Origin of the sequence: Klebsiella sp. RC2 (genome assembly GCF_014192815.1) — a bacterium.
In the GTDB taxonomy this organism is placed as follows: Bacteria; Pseudomonadota; Gammaproteobacteria; order Enterobacterales; family Enterobacteriaceae; genus Klebsiella; species Klebsiella variicola.
In genome coordinates this window covers 114,549-131,186 of the sequence record NZ_JACHYL010000005.1, presented here as the reverse complement: position 1 = coordinate 131,186, position 16,638 = coordinate 114,549, and the positions used below count along the sequence as shown (strand labels likewise).

Sequence of the window (16,638 nt, the reverse complement as noted above, 5' to 3'; positions counted from 1 at the left end):
GCTCCTGACTACTGACTAACCGGGCAATGCAGCCGGGTCATCTGCACCCGCTTGGCAACGGGCCTACTGATCGTTACCGTGATGCTGACACATCTTTGCGTCGATGTCTGCATACGGCTTACCTGCCCGTGTTCCGGCGAGGGCGGCGCGGAGAGCTGGCTATAGCGCCACGCGTCCCGCCACAGCTGACGGGTCTGGTTCAACTGGACAATTCCTTGCGCCATTCCGCGCTGATAGCCGCCCAGCGCGGTGACCGTCAGCACCATCAGCGCCATCGCCAGCACGGTCTCCGGCAGGCTAAACCCCCGCTGATGCTTCAGGGCATTTGACATAAGCTCGCCTCCCTGAGCGGGCAAAAATCGCTCCAGCCGTGGGCGGAAAAACGCACCTGCCCGCCGCGCACCTCGCCGGACTGCCAGACCTGCACCTCGCCGCTGGCGCTGCTGAGCAACAGTGAACCGTCGCCGAAGATACGCAGGCAGGCGCGCCAGCCCTGCGGCGTCTGCTCCCGGCAGGCCAGCGGCAGCTGCGCCGACCAGGCCTGTTGTTTTCCCCACTGCAGCGCCGAATGGGCTATCGCCGTATCGCGGATCGCCTGCGTTTCGCTGGCGGTTTGCGCCAGCAGCGCCCGCTGCTGCAGGTTAAGCCCCTCGAGTAACAGGCTGCCGAGGGTCAGCAACAGGAGCACCATCAGCAGCGACGACATTCCACGCTGACGGCTCACAGGTTATACCCCGTCACCCGCTGCTCAACCTCGCTCGTCAGGCCCCTCTGTTGCGCGGAGCGCGCCGCCAGCGTCACGCTCAGCTCCGGCGCGAAGCCCGAGGTGACCTGACGTTGTACCGAGAAGCGCGTCACCACGATGGCGGCCGGGTTGGTGATTTTCTCCCATCCGCCCCCGCGGCAGTCGCTGGCCCCGCGCAAGGTCTCCAGCGCGCCGTCGCGCAGGCGAAAGCCGGTGCTCTCCGCCGCTGCCGCGGGGGAGGTTTCCCATCTCCCGTTGCTGTTCGCATCCCAGCGCACAATCAGACACTCGCCATCAGCGGCTAGCTCCAGCCCGGCTCCGCCGCACGCTCCCCGGCAGTACCCGGCGCGCTGGAGATGTTTTCCCACGGCATGCACGCGCTGCCACAGCTCGTTCTCCAGGGCCAGCTGTTCGCCCTGGCGCAGAATATGACGCTGCAGGGCAGGCAGAAAACGGCAGGCCCCCATCAGCAGCAGCGAGCCGATGGCCATGGCGATAAGCGCCTCCGCCAGGGAAAATCCTCGACTGTTCACTGACACCCTCCTGCGCTGTCGCTGCGGCATAAACGAATCCGCCCCCAGTGTGAGATCACAATGCTCCAGCTGCCGGCCGCGCTCTGCAACCGCAGATTCCCCGCCCAGGCGGTGCTGCGCAGACCATAAAACCCCAGACCAGGCGTAACGCCAGCCAGCGTGATCCCCGGCCAGCGCGGGCGCAGCGTGAAGGATGTCCCCGAGGCGCATTCCGGCCCCTCCCCCTCCGCGCTCAGGCACCAGCCCACTTCGTCCTGGCCGACGCGAAGCACGCGGTCCCGGTTGTACGCGTTGGCGTCATCGCGCAGAAAGAGCAGAAAATCCCGCACCTGGACGGCGGTTTGCCACAGTTGTTGCTGCTGCTGCCAGCGCTGCCAGCCGTACAGGCCGCCGACGCTGAGGATCATCATCAGTGTCAGCGTTACCAGGGTTTCCATCAGGGTGTAGCCATGTTCTCTGTTCATGGCGTCGAGTATGCCGCGGCGGTTGACCCTGGCGCGACGACGGAAAATAGCTTTCCCGGCCAGATACGCAAAAAAGGTTTGCATACTCGACAGAAGAACATTTTTTTGCGAGCGTCTACCCAACTTCGCCCACCGCAACCGCCGGAGGGCAGTGGGCAGGCTGAAGCGACCTTATCCCTGTGGCTATGGAGATAGCCTCCATTCTGATGGTGCAAAAGGCATAAAAAAACCGGCGCCATCGGGCGCCGGTTGGTCATCTCTGCTGGAGGGTTAAATCGCCACCGGCGCTTTAATGCCCGGGTGCGGATCGTAACCTTCAATCTCGAAGTCTTCAAAACGGTAGTCGAAAATCGACGCCGGTTTGCGTTTGATGACCAGCTTCGGCAGCGGACGCGGTTCGCGGCTCAACTGCAGGTTGGTCTGCTCAAGATGGTTGCTGTACAGATGGGTGTCGCCGCCGGTCCAGACGAAATCACCGACCTGCAGATCGCACTGCTGCGCCACCATATGCACCAGCAGCGCGTAGCTGGCGATGTTAAACGGCAGGCCGAGGAATACGTCGCAGGAGCGCTGATACAGCTGGCAAGAGAGCTTGCCGTCGGCGACGTAGAACTGGAAGAAGGCGTGGCACGGCGCCAGCGCCATTTTATCCAGCTCGCCGACGTTCCACGCCGAGACGATGATCCGGCGGGAGTCCGGGTCGTTTTTCAGTTGGTTCATCACCGTGGTGATCTGGTCGATATGACGACCGTCCGGCGCAGGCCAGGAACGCCACTGTTTGCCGTAGACCGGCCCCAGGTCGCCATTTTCATCTGCCCACTCGTCCCAGATGGTGACGTTGTTGTCGTGCAGATAGGCGATGTTGGTGTCGCCCTGCAGGAACCACAGCAGTTCATGGATGATGGAGCGTAAATGACAGCGCTTGGTGGTCACCAGCGGGAAGCCTTCCTGCAGGTTAAAACGCATCTGATGGCCGAAAATAGAGATCGTGCCAGTGCCGGTGCGGTCATTTTTTGGCGTGCCCTCGGTGAGCACTTTCTGCATCAAATCAAGATACTGTTTCATGGTTCCTCAAGAATTCTGTTGCTGCGGACGATGGCGGTAAGCCCAAACCATCATGATGATACCCGCAAGCACCATCGGGATCGAAAGAATCTGCCCCATGCTGATGTACTGCACCCAGCCGCCGGTGAACTGGGCGTCGGGCTGGCGGAAGAATTCCACGATGATGCGGAACAGGCCGTAGCCAATCAGGAACAGACCGGAAACGGAGCCGGTCGGGCGCGGTTTACGGATAAACAGGTTCAGGATCAGGAACAGCACCACGCCTTCCAGCGCCAGCTCGTACAGCTGCGACGCGTGACGCGGCAGCGCGCCGTAGGTATCGAACAGCGATTGCCATTCCGGATGCGTCGGCAGCAGCGCCAGGTCTTCGGCACGGGAGCCCGGGAAAATCATCGTGTAGTGGAAGCTCGGGTCCACGCGGCCCCACAGCTCACCGTTGATGAAGTTACCCAGACGCCCGGCGCCAAGGCCAAACGGGATCAGCGGCGCGATAAAATCGGAGACCTGGAAGAAGGTGCGTTTGGTGCGTCTGGCGAAGATAATCATCACCAGGATCACGCCGATCAGGCCGCCGTGGAACGACATGCCGCCGTCCCAGACGCGGAACAGATACAGCGGATCGGCAAGAAATACCGGCAGGTTGTAAAACAGCACGTAGCCGATACGGCCGCCCAGGAAGACGCCGAGGAAGCCCGCGTAGAGCAGGTTTTCCACTTCATTTTTCGTCCAGCCGCTGCCCGGACGATTCGCCCGACGGGTGGCCAGCCACATCGCAAAGACAAAGCCCACCAGGTACATCAAACCGTACCAGTGGAGGGAGACCGGGCCTAGAGAAAAAATGACCGGATCGAACTCCGGAAAATGCAGGTAGCCACTATTCATCTGTCACCATAAAGACTTGTTATTCCGCCGAAAGTGGACAGCGGTGATGATCTATGCCCGATAAAAACGGGCACGCCGAAGGAGGCGAATCATAGCATAAGCCTGGAGTGCGATCCGCGCCGAACGTGTAAAAGATATGTATACGGATGCTAACAGAATGCCGTTTTCCCGGCGGTACCCTATTTTGCCGGATGGTGCGAGCAGAGGATCCCCGGGTTACGGCTTACGCCTCACCCGGGCTACCGCTACCGCCCGCCGCGGATCAGGCCGCCGAGACCGCGACGCTCCATAAAGGCCGCCACCTGATGGCGCACCTCAGCGGTCATCTGGGCATCAAGGCTGCGACGCGACAGCTCCTGCGCCTCTTCGATATCAATGCGGCGCAGCAGATATTTCACCCTCGCCACCGAGCGGCCGTTCATCGACAGATGGCGATAACCGAGGCCGATAAGGATCGTCACGCACATCGGGTCGCCCGCCATCTCGCCGCACAGTCGCAGATCGATGCCAAAGCGCTCCGCGTCATGGGCGATCATCGCCAGCGCCCGCAATACCGCCGGATGCAGGCTGTCATACATGCTGGCGACCCGGGTATTGTTGCGGTCGACGGCCAGCAGGTACTGGGTCAGGTCGTTCGTCCCTACCGAGATAAAATCGATCCGACTGGCCAGCTGCGGCAGCATAAAGACCATCGACGGGACCTCCAGCATCACCCCCAGGCGCGGACGTGGGATGGCGTAGCCGATCATCTCTTCCACTTCCCGGCTGGCGCGGTCGATCAGCCGACGGGCCTCATCCACCTCCTCCAGACTGGTCACCATCGGCAGCAAAATGCTGAGGTTGCCGGTGGCGGCGTTGGCGCGCAGCATCGCCCGCACCTGGATCAAAAAGATCTCCGGCTGATCGAGGGTGATGCGGATCCCGCGCCAGCCGAGGCACGGGTTCTCTTCGCTGATCGGCATATACGGCAGCTGTTTATCCGCGCCGATGTCCAGGGTACGCAGGGTCACCGGTTTGCTGTTAAACATCTGCAGCATGCCCTGATACTGGGCGACCTGCTCCTCTTCAGAGGGGAAGCCGCTCTGCAGCATAAAGGGAATTTCGGTACGGTAGAGGCCAATGCCGTCAACAAAGCTGCCGAGCTTCTCTTCGTGCTCCGGGCTTAAGCCGGCGTTGAGCATGACTTTCACCCGCTCGCCGCTTTTCAGCTCCGACGCGCGCTGGAGATCGTCCTCCGCCAGGCGGCTGAGCTCGTTCTCTTCGCTAATAAGGCGCTGATATTCCTGCAACAGAACAGGTTCGGGATCCACCAGCAGCTCACCGCGATAGCCATCGACAATCAGCGTATGGCCATGCAGCAGAGAGGGCTGGATATCGGCGCCCATCACCGTCGGGATCCCGAGGGCGCGTACCATAATGGCGGCATGGGAGTTGGCGGCGCCATCGCGCACCACCACACCGACCAGACGATCCTGCGGCACTTCGGCAAGGGTGGTGGCCGACAGCTCGTCCGCCACGAGGATAATGCGCGCCGGCCAGGTGTTGGGCCCCTGAATGCTGTCGTCGAGATGGAACAGCAGACGCTGACCCAGGGTACGCAGATCGCCGGCCCGCTCTTTCAGATAACCGTCGCTGAGCGCGGCAAACTGTTCGGCGAACTTCTCAATGATCTTTTTGACCGCCCACTCGGCCACCGCGCCTTTGTCGACTTCGGCAAACAGCTCGCGACGCAGGCGGGCGTCGGAGAGGAGGTGCGAGTAGAGATCGAAGATCGCCGCCGTCTCTTTTTGCGCGCCGGCAGCATAGCGTTTGCTGTAGCGACGAAATTCGTTAGCCGCCTCTTCCAGCGCGCCGGTCAGGCGTTCGCGTTCCGAGGCGGTGTCCAGCGTCGAGGCTTCATACACCTGCTCCATCAGCGGCAGGCTGACGTCCATCCAGCCCTCGGCGATCGCCACCCCGGAAGAGGCCGGGAGGGCGCGAATGCGCGTCTGACGATACTGGCCGAACAGGGCGTTCAGCTGGGACTGGGAGAGGATCGCCGCCATCTGGGTGGCGAGGGTGACGAGGAAAGACTCTTCGCTTTCATCAAACTGACGCAGCTCGCGCTGCTGGACCACCAGCACGCCCAACAGCTGGCGGCGCTGAATGATCGGCACGCCAAGGAAGGCGCGGAAGCGGTCCTCTTTGACGGCAGGGATATATTTGAAGCTGGGGTGTTTTTGCGCATCGGCGAGGTTGATGGGCTCCGCCAGGCGGCCAACCAGACCCACCAGGCCTTCATCGAACGCCAGCGCAACGGTGCGCCCGCGAGGTTTTTTTAACCCGCGGGTGGCCATCAGGTAATAGCAGCGTCGGTCATTGTCAGCCAGGTAAACCGAGCAGACTTCCGTCTCCATCGCCTGGCAGACATCCGTCACCAGAATATCCAGCGCCTCGTTTAAACGCGGCGCACTCGCGACCTTCTCGACTATTTCTCGCAACCGAGTGAGCATAATGTGCGTGGCTTAACCTCTTTTACGTCGATAAGCAGGCGCGCTTTGCGGCTTAGGTGCACTCTCCGCCAGCGACATGGTCACGCTGGCGAACTCTTTCATCACCCGGCGGTAGACGTCGCGCTTGAACGACACCACCTGGCGAACCGGGTACCAGTAACTCACCCAGCGCCAACCATCAAATTCTGGTGTACTGCTGGTTTGCATATTGATGTCCGCATCGTTGCCGATCAACTGCAAAAGAAACCACTTTTGTTTCTGGCCGATACAAACCGGCTTTGTGTCCCAACGCACCAAACGTTTAGGCAACTTGTAACGCAGCCAGTTACGGGTTGAGGCAAGGATCCGCACATCTTTACGGCTTAACCCGACCTCTTCAAACAATTCCCGATACATCGCCTGCTCTGCGGATTCTCCTGGATTTATGCCCCCTTGCGGGAACTGCCACGAGTGCTGACCATAGCGCCGGGCCCACATGACCTGGCCCTGACGATTACAGATTACAATACCGACATTTGGGCGGTAGCCATCGTCATCAATCACCGGACTACCTCAAGATAAGCTTCAATGTGAATGATTGTTTCACACTCGCCGGAAACGGTAAACCACTCTGTTCGCACACTGAGAACGGATAACATTTGAATAACTCACAGTAATGGCCAGAGTTATAAACAACGAATGCGGCTTAGGCCCTATTTTATTCACTTTTTCTGTGGATAGAGTTGTGAAGAAGTACGGAATTACCCCGGGAAAACCCGGAGTAATCTGAACATCGCACCGCTAACACCTTAAAATAATGATAGCATATTCATCAAGTTAGAATATATTCCTTTCATTTATTACAACGTAACGTGACGATCATCACATATGCGATCCGCTGACTGATGAAAGATCGAGCAATGTCGATTTTATCCACAGATTACGCGCAGACCGCGGGCAGGTTTTCTCTAAAATTTCGATTTTCGTCGCACGTCAAGGCTGTAAATCGAACCAGTAGTGAGGCTTTTCCCCAGTTATCCCAATTTTCTGTGGATAACATGGTGTAAGATCCTGTTTATTGTCAGTGACCAGTTCTGGAAAACCTGTTTTCACGGTTTTCACCCGCGGCGCAATAAGTTTAAAAACTCATATAAATCATGACATTGGTATAGTTACTCAGAAAACGGTAAACTCTATCCACAACGCGCAAAAATAGCGCTCATTTTTTAGCCAAAGGTAGCGCCCTATGCCCACTATCGCCCCTCTCTCCTCGCCGCCGCAAAGTCAGGAACAGTTGCTGGCCCAGGCCCGTCAGCTGGCTGGCTATTCGCTGGGCGAGCTGGCGGCGCTGGCCGGGATCCCCATTCCGCGCGATCTGAAACGCGATAAAGGCTGGACGGGCATTCTGCTGGAGCTGTGGCTGGGCGCCAGCGCAGGCAGTAAACCCGAGCAGGATTTCGCCGCGCTGGGGGTCGAGCTCAAAACGATCCCCATCGACAGCCGGGGGCGTCCGCTGGAGACCACCTTCGTCTGTGTCGCCCCGTTAACCGGCAATAGCGGCGTCACCTGGGAGAGCAGCCATGTGCGGCATAAGCTGCAGCGCGTCCTGTGGATCCCGGTGGAGGGTGAGCGCACCATTCCGCTGGCGGCGCGGCGCGTCGGCGCACCACTGCTGTGGAGTCCGGACGAAGACGAGGAGCGCCAGCTGCGCATGGACTGGGAGGAGCTGATGGATCTCATTGTTCTGGGCGAAGTTGAGCGCATTACCGCCCGCCATGGCGAGGTGCTGCAGTTAAGACCGAAAGCCGCCAACAGCAAGGCGCTGACCGAGGCCATCGGCGCGCACGGGGAGACGATCCTGACGCTGCCGCGCGGCTTTTACCTGAAAAAGAATTTTACCGCCGCCCTGCTCGCCCGCCATTTCTTGTTACAACACGATTAATTTTTTGTTCTGCGTTAGGGCTTGCATATAATTGCTGCTTTCTATTTTGCAGGACTTTGAACAATGTTATTTGCATGGATAACCGATCCTAACGCCTGGCTGGCGCTGGGCACGTTGACGCTGCTGGAGATCGTGCTCGGGATCGATAATATTATTTTTCTCTCTCTGGTCGTGGCCAAGCTCCCCACCGCCCAGCGCGCCCACGCGCGACGGATCGGTTTGATGGGCGCGATGGTCATGCGCCTGGCGCTGCTGGCCTCTATCGCCTGGGTAGTGAAACTGACCAACCCGCTCTTCACCGTCCTCGGTCAGGAGATTTCGTTTCGCGACCTGATCTTGCTGCTCGGTGGGCTATTCCTTATCTGGAAAGCCAGTAAAGAGATCCATGAATCTATCGAAGGTGAAGAAGAGGGGCTGAAGACCAACGTCCACTCCTTTCTCGGCGCTATCGTGCAGATCATGCTGCTGGATATCATCTTTAGCCTCGATTCAGTGATCACCGCCGTCGGCCTGTCGGATCATCTGTTCATCATGATGGCGGCGGTGGTGATTGCGGTGGGGGTGATGATGTTCGCCGCGCGACCTATCGGCGATTTTGTTGACCGCCATCCTTCGGTGAAAATGCTGGCGCTGTCGTTTCTGATCCTCGTCGGCTTTACCCTGATGCTGGAAAGTTTCGACGTTCATGTGCCGAAGGGATACATCTATTTCGCCATGTTCTTCTCTATTGCGGTGGAGAGCCTTAACCTGCTGCGTAATAAGAAAAACCCGCTGTAAACCACAAAATTGCAGCCTGGTCACAGGCTGCAACCCTTTTTCAGACTTTACTGCTTTTTATGTCTCACAAATCAGGCTATTAATAGACGGGTATGGGGTGCAGCTACTCAAGAGGTGATGACGATGAAAAAATGGGCAGTATTGATTTCCGCCGTAGGACTGGCGTTCTCGGTTTCCGGTTGCAGCAGCGATTACGTCATGGCGACCAAAGATGGGCGAATGATCCTGACCGACGGTAAACCTACCGTGGATGACGATACCGGTTTAATCAGTTACGAAGATCAGCAGGGTAATAAAATGCAGATCAATCGTGACGACGTTTCGCAAATCATTAAGCGTTAATCTTTCCCCGTCGGCCCCAGCCTCTGTTGACGCTGCGCTTACCGACAACCAGTCTTTTGAGAAGAGTCGGGACACACCAGGACGCCGCGGGTTCCACCCACCGCCCCTCCTCGTCACCCGGCTTTTTTGATTTTTTACTTCCTCTTTTTCTCACCCTCTGCCATGTTGATACTCCTTTGTCGGGGAATGCCTGACCTTATAAATAAAAAGGAAGCTGGCTATGCAGTATCACCGTATCCCACACAGTTCACTTGAAATCAGCACCCTCGGGCTGGGAACTATGACCTTTGGCGAGCAGAACAGCGAAGCTGATGCCCATCAGCAGCTCGATTACGTGGTCGCCAACGGCATCAATCTGATCGATGTCGCCGAAATGTACCCCGTCCCGCCGCGCCCGGAAACTCAGGGGCTGACTGAAACCTACGTCGGCAACTGGCTGGCGAAACGCGGCAATCGCGAAAAGCTGGTGCTGGCCTCCAAAGTTAGCGGGCCCGCGCGCAATAACGACAGCAGCATTCGGCCCAATCACGTCCTGGACCGCAAAAATATCCGCGAGGCGCTGCACGCCAGCCTGAAGCGGCTGCAGACCGATTACCTCGACCTGTACCAGGTACACTGGCCGCAGCGCCCAACAAACTGCTTTGGCAAGCTGGGCTATACCTGGGCTGATGCCGCGCCCGCCGTGACCCTGCTGGATACCCTCGAAGCGCTGACCGAGTTCCAGCGCGCCGGGAAGATCCGCTACATCGGCGTGTCGAACGAAACCGCCTTCGGCGTGATGCGTTATCTGCATCTGGCGGATAAGCACGACCTGCCGCGGATCGTGACGATTCAGAATCCTTACAGCCTGCTGAACCGCAGCTTTGAAGTCGGCCTCGCGGAAGTGAGTCAGTTCGAAGGCGTGGAGCTGCTGGCCTACTCCTGCCTGGCTTTCGGCACACTGACCGGGAAGTATCTCAACGGCGCGAAGCCGGCAGGGGCGCGTAACACGCTGTTCAGCCGCTTTACGCGCTACAGCAGCGAGCAGTCGCAGAAAGCGGTAGCGGCCTATGTGGATATCGCCAAACGCCACGGCCTCGATCCGGCGCAAATGGCGCTGGCCTTTGTGCGTCGGCAGCCATTTGTCGCCAGCACCCTGCTGGGGGCGACGACCATGGCGCAGCTGCAGGCCAACGTGGAAAGTTTGCAGCTTGAACTGAGTGAAGAGGTATTAGCGGAGATTGAGGCGGTGCATCAGGTTTATACCTACCCGGCACCGTAAGAAAGCAAAGCCCCGGGTAGCGGCGTATACGCCACCACCCGGGCTACCGAAGAGCAGACATTGGTGAACCCGTCGCCCGGTTAAGCGCAGCGCAAGCCGGGAGGTTATTTACGCCGCCCCCAGACCCACAGCGCGGCGATGGCCACGGCAAAGACCGCGCCAAACCCTATCCCCACGGCGACCGGTGGAACGCCCACGCTCACCGCCAGGGAATAGAGCCCCAGCATCAGCAGCATAGCCACGTTCTCACCGAGGTTCTGTACCGCAATGGCGTTACCTGCCCCGACCGAATGTTTCCCACGCTCCTGCAGCAGCGCGTTCAGCGGTACGATAAAGAACCCGCCGAACACCCCGAGCAGCAGCAGCAGACCGAACGCCGGCAGCAGCGACTGCTGCACCGCAAAGGCTATCACCGCGATACCGATCAAAATCCCGGCCGGCATACAGCGCGACACCGTCTCCAGGGTCACCAGCTTCGCCGCCGCCCCGGCACCCAGCACAATCCCCACCGCCACCATCGCATTAAGATAGGTGGGCATGGCGTTGCTGGTAATGCCCAGCGCCACCGGCACCCAGATCACCAGCAGGAAACGCAGGGTCACGCCAGCGCCCCAGAACAGGCTGGTGCCCATCAGCGAAAAGCGGGTTTCGCCGTTGCGCCACAGCGTCCGGCAGGCGCTGAAGAAGCTGTGCGTCATTGGCTTAAAACGCCACGATTGCCCCGGACGCGCCGCCGGCAGCCTGGGTATCCACAGGTTAGCCACTACCGCCCCGCCGTAGACCAGCGCGCAGACGATCAGCGCCGCCAGCACGTGCCAGTCGGCGAGGATCCCGCCGGCCATGGAGCCCAGCAGGATCGCCGCGATGGTCGAGGACTCCATCAGTCCGTTAGCCTTCACTAACTTATCGCCGGTGGTGAGTTCGCCGAGAATGCCATACTTGGCCGGCGAATAGGCGGCGGCGCCAATCCCCACCAGCGTATAGCCGATAAACGGATTGACGCCGAAGCAGATGCAGCCGGCGCCGAGCAGTTTCAGGCCGTTGGCCACCATCATCACCCGGCCTTTGGCAAAGCTATCGGCGAACTGGCCGACAAAGGGGGCAAAGAGGATGTAAGCGCCCACAAACAACATCTGCAGGACCGGCTGGCTCCACTCCGGATAATAGAGCTGCTTCATCAGCGCCAGGGTGGCGAAGAGAAGCGCATTGTCGCCGAAGGCCGACAGGAACTGGGCGCAGATCACCGCCACCATCCCTTTCGAGTACAGCGAAGGGTTAGTATGTACTGACTCACTCATGGGTTGTTTCCGCCTCGTCGACCATATTTTTCAGGGTGACATAGTCTGGCTTGCCGCTGCCGAGCACCGGTAGCTGTTTCAGCCAGCGTATATCTCGCGGCACCGCCAGCTCCGGTACGCCGTGCTGGCGAGCGTAACGCAGCAGGGCTTCACGAGTCAGTTCATTATCGGTGGTAAACAGCACCAACGCCTCGCCTTTGCTGGCGTCCTGTTTAATCGCCGTGGCGTGCATTTTGTCCGGCGACGCGCCGAGGGCCACCTGCTCCACCATCTCGAGGGAGATCATCTCGCCGGCGATTTTGGCGAAGCGCTTCGCGCGGCCCTGAATGCGGACATAGCCCTGCTCGTCGAAGGTAACGATATCCCCGGTGTCATACCAGCCCGCTTCCATCTCGCCGTGCTGGTTTTCCGCCGCAGGCGCTTCCAGCACGCCGGGGTTTTCCACCCGCAGGTAGCCTTTCATGATGTTCGGCCCTTTCAGCTGCAGCCGCCCCCCTTGATCAATGCCTGGCATCGCCAGCAGGCGGGCGTCCATCCCCGGCAGGATGCGGCCCACGGTGCCGACCTTCGCCGCCATCGGCACGTTAATCGAGACCACCGGCGCGCACTCGGTCACGCCATAGCCTTCGAGAATGCGCAGGCCGAATTTATCCTGCCACAGCTGTTTGGTGCTCTCCTGCAGCTTCTCCGCCCCGGCGACCACGTAGCGCAGGCGGTAGAAATCGTACGGATTGGCGAAACGGGCATAGTTGGCGAGGAAGGTCGAAGTGCCGAACAGCACCGTACAGTTGCGATCGTAGACCAGCTCCGGCACCACGCGATAGTGCAGCGGGCTGGGATAGAGAAACACTTCCGCCCCGGTAAGCAGCGGCGTCAGCAGGCCGACGGTGAGGCCAAAAGAGTGGAACAGCGGCAGCGCCGACATAAAGCGGTCATTGGCGGTAAAGTCGGCGATAGTTTTGATCTGCTCGACGTTGGACAGCAGACTCTTATGGCTGTGCACCACCCCTTTCGGATTGCCCTCGGAACCGGAGGTGAAGAGGATCATCGCCGCGTCTTCCGGCTGCTGCTTAACCTGCGCCAGACGCGGCGCCAGCAGATGAGCAAAAATCCACAGTTTGTCAGCGAGGGTGATATCGCCTTTAAGATCTTCCAGGAATACCCAGCGCACCTGGGTCAGCTGCTCCGGCAGGTGCCAGAGTTTGCCTTTATCGAGGAAGGTGCGCGAGGTGAAAATGGTGTTGAGCTCCGCGGCGGCTATCGCGCTGCTGAGCCCTTTCACCCCGGCGGTATAGTTCATCATCGCCGGAATACGCCCGCGGGCGATAGCGCCGAAAATCACCGCCGCGCTGATGCCGGCGTTAGGCAGCATCAGGCCGATCTTCTCGCCCGGCTGGCTGTATTTTTCCAGAATGCGGGCGACAAACAGGGTTTTGGTCAGCAGCTTGCGATAGGTATCCGGCTGGAAGTTGATATCCTCCACGCAGGGTTTGCGCGCGCCGAAGCGGTCCTGCGCCGCCAGCAGCGACTCATACAGGGTTTCCCGCGGGCGCACCGCCATCCGGGCTTCCATCATGATCTGATGCAGCATCTCCCCGGCGATTTTGCGCCGGTCGCGGGCGCGCGGCGCCTCGGGCATCGGCAGATGGGTGGGCGGCAGGAGATGCAGCTGAATACGCGGGAACAGGCGACGTTTCACCAGCCCCTTCAACCGGCTGAAGGGCGTCAGTTCGGCGCCTTCAATACGCAGCGGCACAATGGTCGCCTGCGATTTGGCGGCGACAAAGGCGGCGCCGTCATAAATTTTCATCAGCGAGCCGCTGACCGAAATTCGCCCTTCCGGGAAAATAACCACCGGCCGCCCCTGCTCAATCAGGCGCACCAGATGTTTGATCGACATCGGCTTGGTCGGGTCCAGCGGCACAAAATCGATAATCGGCGTCAGCGCGCGCATAAACCAGCGCTGGCTGATTGAGGTATAGACCGCAAAAACCGGTCGGACCGGCAAAAACAGCGCCAGCAGAATGCCGTCGAGGAAAGAGACGTGGTTCGGGGTGATTAAGACCTTTTGCTGGTATAAAGCCTGCGTGTCGCCGGTCAGTCTGACCCGGTATAACCCCTTGAACAGCAGTCTGAAAAATCCCAAAAGCATAACAACTCCATGTGACCGGTTGATGAGTCAAAGCAGGTTACACGAGAAGGCATGGGAAAGCAGTGCAGCGGGGGGATTTTCGGAATAAAAAAAACCTGCGCATCCGCGCAGGTCGGTGTAAGACGTTCAGTACGAAGAGCGTACCTGAGAAACTCACCTATCAATACCTCTGGGATAGCCAGAATATCAACCGGATCCGCGAACAAACCAGCGAACATTCGCAACAGCGCATCGCAAAGTGTAAGCAAAGGTTTGTATTTCCCTACGCCGGTTTCAATTACCGATCGCGTCAATGTAAACAGGTCACCGATAAGCCCGCGCTGAATCACATTTGCGCCATTCCTTCGCCGCCGCGCCTTGAATCTGCCGCTCTTTCCCGTAACATAGCAGTATGTAAACGCTTACCCTAGAAAAGGCATGGTATGGCGACTATTAAGGATGTAGCCCGACTCGCAGGAGTCTCCGTCGCTACCGTCTCCCGCGTCATCAACAACTCTCCCAAAGCCAGCGAAGCCTCGCGTCAGTCCGTGGGCGCGGCGATGGAAACCCTGAACTATCACCCCAACGCGAACGCCCGGGCGCTGGCCCAGCAGTCAACGGAAACCGTCGGCCTGGTGGTGGGCGATGTCTCCGACCCCTTCTTCGGCGCGATGGTCAAAGCCGTCGAACAGGTGGCCTACCGCACCGGCAATTTTTTGCTGATTGGCAATGGCTACCACAACGTGCAGAAGGAGCGCCAGGCGATAGAGCAGCTGATCCGCCATCGCTGCGCGGCGCTGGTGGTGCACGCCAAAATGATCCCCGATGAGGAACTGGCGGGGTTAATGAAACAGATCCCCGGCATGGTGCTGATCAACCGCATCCTGCCCGGATATGAAACCCGCTGCGTGGCGCTGGACGACCGCTACGGCGCCTGGCTGGCGACCCGCCATTTGATCCAGCAGGGGCACACGCGTATCGGCTATCTGTGCTCAAACCATGATATCTCCGATGCGGAAGATCGGCTGCAGGGGTACTACGCGGCGCTGGAGGAGAGCGGCCTGCCGTGCAACGACCGGCTGGTCACGTTTGCCGAGCCGGATGAAAGCGGCGGCGAACAGGCGATGACCGAACTGCTTGGCCGCGGTCGCCACTTTAGCGCCGTCGCCTGCTATAACGACTCGATGGCCGCCGGCGCGATGGGGGTGCTGAATGACAACGGCATCGACGTTCCGCGGGAGATTTCGCTGATTGGCTTCGACGATGTCCTGATTTCGCGCTATGTCCGCCCGCGGTTGACTACCGTCCGCTATCCGATCGTCACGATGGCGACCCAGGCGGCCGAGCTGGCTTTAGCCCTGGCGGAGCAGCGGCCGGCGCCGGAGATCACCCATCTGTTCAGCCCGACGCTGGTCCGTCGTCACTCGGTGGTCGCCCCGCAGGAAGGCGATAAGTCATAGCGATAGAGGTGCACGGCGGTGGCCGGGTAATCCAGCCCCTCGCCGATGTAGCGCCAGCCGAAGCGTTCATAGAAATCCCGGCAGGCGGAGTAGAGATAGAGCTCCCGAAAGCCCGCGCGGCGGGCATAATCGATCACATGCCGCTGCAGTTTTCCGGCCAGCCCCTGACCGCGGGCGGCGGGCGCGACGAACAGCGCCGCCAGCCAGGGAAACAGATCCTGGCGGCTGATCAAATCGCAGCGCCAGAGGCCAATCGTGCCGAGCAACTGCTCGCCTTCCACCGCAATAAAGGTCAACGGCAGCGCCTCCGCCGTCTGGCTATGCTGCACGATGCTGGCGAAGAATTGCCGCGGCAGCGTCTCGCCGCCAAAGGCCTGCCACAGCCAGTCGGTCACCTGCGGGGCGAACTGCGGCGCAGCGTACAGCGGCAGGATCGTCATACCAGCTTCCCCTGAAAAATCGGCACCGAGTCGAACAGATAGCCGTCAAAGTCGGGGGCGTCCTCATCGGACAGCTCCAGCAGGCTGTTTTTGACGTTTTCCAGATGCTGCCACATCGCCTGCCAGGCGCCCATCACATCGCGACGCCGCAGCGCGGCGAGCAGAGTCTGCCGGTCGCCGAGCCATTTCAGCCGCCAGGCGCGGCTGGCAATATGCACATTGAACTGCTGCCACAGCGGGCTGCTGTCCATCTGCAGCCAGATCCGCTCTACCGTCGCCAACAGCATCTGGTTCTGCGTCGCCCCGGCGAGCACCAGATGGAACAGACGAGCGTTATCCTGCGCGGTGTCGTTGAGAGCGATTGCCCGCTGCTCCTGTTCAATAATCCGCTTCAGATTGTCGATATCGGCGCGGGTGGCCATTTTCGCGGCAAAGGCGGCGATGTTGCTCTCCAGCAGCTGGCGCGCCTGGAGAATTTCAAACGGGCCGACGTCGCTGCTGAGCAGCTGCTCCTCTTCGCTGTCGTTCTCGTGGGGAATGCGCATGACATACACCCCGGATCCCTGACGAATATCCACCGTCCCCTGCAGCTCCAGCATCAGCAGCGCTTCGCGCACGATGGTCCGGCTGACGCCATAGGTTTCGGCAATATGGCGTTCCGGCGGCAAACGCGACCCGACCGGGTAGCGCCCCTGCGCGATCTGGGCGCGCAGGTCATCACCAATCTCCTGATAGGGCTTCTTTTCCGGCGGAACTATCGCTTTTTCCACAAAATCACCTGTGCGTTACATGCCTGCGAGTCAAATACGCCGCTATCTTAGCAAATA

At 59.7% G+C, this 16,638-nt stretch carries 18 protein-coding genes and 1 pseudogene; 6 read left to right on the top strand and 13 right to left on the bottom strand.

What is annotated here, in order from left to right; translation table 11 throughout:
* Positions 1 to 8: 8 nt before the first annotated feature.
* The 8 genes from FHW76_RS16680 to rppH all read right to left on the bottom strand — a co-directional run bounded on the left by FHW76_RS16680 (position 9) and on the right by rppH (position 6,724).
* On the bottom strand, positions 9 to 332 hold the full coding sequence (locus FHW76_RS16680; RefSeq protein ID WP_016161768.1) for a prepilin-type N-terminal cleavage/methylation domain-containing protein: 324 nt from the start codon (positions 330 to 332) through the stop codon (positions 9 to 11).
* Positions 317 to 724 carry a DUF2509 family protein gene (locus FHW76_RS16675; protein WP_032691242.1) on the bottom strand — a complete coding sequence of 136 codons (408 nt, stop codon included), beginning with the start codon at positions 722 to 724 and terminating at the stop codon, positions 317 to 319. The genes FHW76_RS16680 and FHW76_RS16675 overlap by 16 nt, the downstream gene beginning before the upstream one ends.
* Complete coding sequence (locus FHW76_RS16670; RefSeq protein WP_023298179.1) at positions 721 to 1,278, bottom strand: prepilin peptidase-dependent protein; 558 nt, start codon at positions 1,276 to 1,278, stop codon at positions 721 to 723. The genes FHW76_RS16675 and FHW76_RS16670 overlap by 4 nt, the downstream gene beginning before the upstream one ends.
* Positions 1,275 to 1,826, bottom strand: coding sequence for a prepilin peptidase-dependent protein (locus FHW76_RS16665; protein WP_016161770.1), 552 nt, complete (start codon positions 1,824 to 1,826; stop codon positions 1,275 to 1,277). Before FHW76_RS16665 ends, FHW76_RS16670 begins: the two co-directional genes overlap by 4 nt.
* A 186-nt stretch (positions 1,827 to 2,012) precedes the next feature.
* Positions 2,013 to 2,807 (bottom strand): thymidylate synthase, encoded by a 795-nt coding sequence (gene thyA, locus FHW76_RS16660; RefSeq protein ID WP_008806329.1) that lies wholly within the window; start codon positions 2,805 to 2,807, stop codon positions 2,013 to 2,015.
* 6 nt (positions 2,808 to 2,813) lie between these two features.
* Positions 2,814 to 3,689: a prolipoprotein diacylglyceryl transferase gene (lgt, locus tag FHW76_RS16655; protein WP_002915934.1), complete on the bottom strand. Its 876-nt coding sequence runs from the start codon at positions 3,687 to 3,689 to the stop codon at positions 2,814 to 2,816.
* Between the two features lie 245 nt (positions 3,690 to 3,934).
* Positions 3,935 to 6,181, bottom strand: a complete 2,247-nt coding sequence (ptsP, locus tag FHW76_RS16650; RefSeq protein ID WP_008806330.1) for a phosphoenolpyruvate--protein phosphotransferase — start codon at positions 6,179 to 6,181, stop codon at positions 3,935 to 3,937.
* A gap of 12 nt (positions 6,182 to 6,193) precedes the next feature.
* Positions 6,194 to 6,724 (bottom strand): RNA pyrophosphohydrolase, encoded by a 531-nt coding sequence (gene rppH, locus FHW76_RS16645; protein WP_004205443.1) that lies wholly within the window; start codon positions 6,722 to 6,724, stop codon positions 6,194 to 6,196.
* 453 nt (positions 6,725 to 7,177) lie between these two features.
* On the opposite strand from rppH, the gene FHW76_RS26605 reads away from it, so the two are divergent.
* The 5 genes from FHW76_RS26605 (at position 7,178) to FHW76_RS16625 (ending at position 10,482) form a co-directional block, all read left to right on the top strand.
* On the top strand, positions 7,178 to 7,321 hold the full coding sequence (locus FHW76_RS26605; RefSeq protein ID WP_012540652.1) for a hypothetical protein: 144 nt from the start codon (positions 7,178 to 7,180) through the stop codon (positions 7,319 to 7,321).
* 85 nt (positions 7,322 to 7,406) lie between these two features.
* Positions 7,407 to 8,102, top strand: coding sequence for a DNA mismatch repair endonuclease MutH (mutH, locus tag FHW76_RS16640; RefSeq protein ID WP_008806331.1), 696 nt, complete (start codon positions 7,407 to 7,409; stop codon positions 8,100 to 8,102).
* Positions 8,103 to 8,165: 63 nt separating this feature from the next.
* The gene (locus tag FHW76_RS16635; RefSeq protein ID WP_004205441.1) at positions 8,166 to 8,879 is read left to right on the top strand and encodes a TerC family protein; all 714 of its coding nucleotides are present in this window, start codon (positions 8,166 to 8,168) and stop codon (positions 8,877 to 8,879) included.
* 123 nt (positions 8,880 to 9,002) lie between these two features.
* Positions 9,003 to 9,221 (top strand): YgdI/YgdR family lipoprotein, encoded by a 219-nt coding sequence (locus FHW76_RS16630; RefSeq protein ID WP_002915974.1) that lies wholly within the window; start codon positions 9,003 to 9,005, stop codon positions 9,219 to 9,221.
* 220 nt (positions 9,222 to 9,441) lie between these two features.
* Entirely contained in the window at positions 9,442 to 10,482 is a 1,041-nt protein-coding gene (locus FHW76_RS16625) for an NADP(H)-dependent aldo-keto reductase (RefSeq protein ID WP_183476844.1), read from the top strand.
* Positions 10,483 to 10,586: 104 nt separating this feature from the next.
* Here the strand turns inward: FHW76_RS16625 and lplT are convergent, their stop codons facing one another.
* The 3 genes and pseudogenes from lplT to FHW76_RS16610 form a co-directional block, all read right to left on the bottom strand.
* Entirely contained in the window at positions 10,587 to 11,780 is a 1,194-nt protein-coding gene (gene lplT, locus FHW76_RS16620) for a lysophospholipid transporter LplT (protein ID WP_004185495.1), read from the bottom strand.
* A complete protein-coding gene (gene aas, locus FHW76_RS16615) occupies positions 11,773 to 13,932 on the bottom strand; it encodes a bifunctional acyl-ACP--phospholipid O-acyltransferase/long-chain-fatty-acid--ACP ligase (RefSeq protein WP_002915977.1) in 2,160 nt (719 codons plus the stop codon). The genes lplT and aas overlap by 8 nt, the downstream gene beginning before the upstream one ends.
* Before the next feature lie 86 nt (positions 13,933 to 14,018).
* Positions 14,019 to 14,261: pseudogene (locus tag FHW76_RS16610) on the bottom strand (hypothetical protein); the annotation flags it as partial.
* A 93-nt stretch (positions 14,262 to 14,354) separates the two neighbouring features.
* Between FHW76_RS16610 and galR the strand changes: the two are divergent.
* Positions 14,355 to 15,371 (top strand): HTH-type transcriptional regulator GalR, encoded by a 1,017-nt coding sequence (galR, locus tag FHW76_RS16605; RefSeq protein WP_002915981.1) that lies wholly within the window; start codon positions 14,355 to 14,357, stop codon positions 15,369 to 15,371.
* Here galR and FHW76_RS16600 read toward each other — a convergent pair.
* Both FHW76_RS16600 and FHW76_RS16595 read right to left on the bottom strand, forming a co-directional pair.
* Complete coding sequence (locus FHW76_RS16600) at positions 15,332 to 15,811, bottom strand: GNAT family N-acetyltransferase (RefSeq protein WP_004174522.1); 480 nt, start codon at positions 15,809 to 15,811, stop codon at positions 15,332 to 15,334. The two genes, galR and FHW76_RS16600, sit on opposite strands and share 40 nt — an antisense overlap.
* Positions 15,808 to 16,581 (bottom strand): GntR family transcriptional regulator, encoded by a 774-nt coding sequence (locus tag FHW76_RS16595; RefSeq protein ID WP_002915985.1) that lies wholly within the window; start codon positions 16,579 to 16,581, stop codon positions 15,808 to 15,810. The genes FHW76_RS16600 and FHW76_RS16595 overlap by 4 nt, the downstream gene beginning before the upstream one ends.
* Positions 16,582 to 16,638 lie beyond the last annotated feature (57 nt).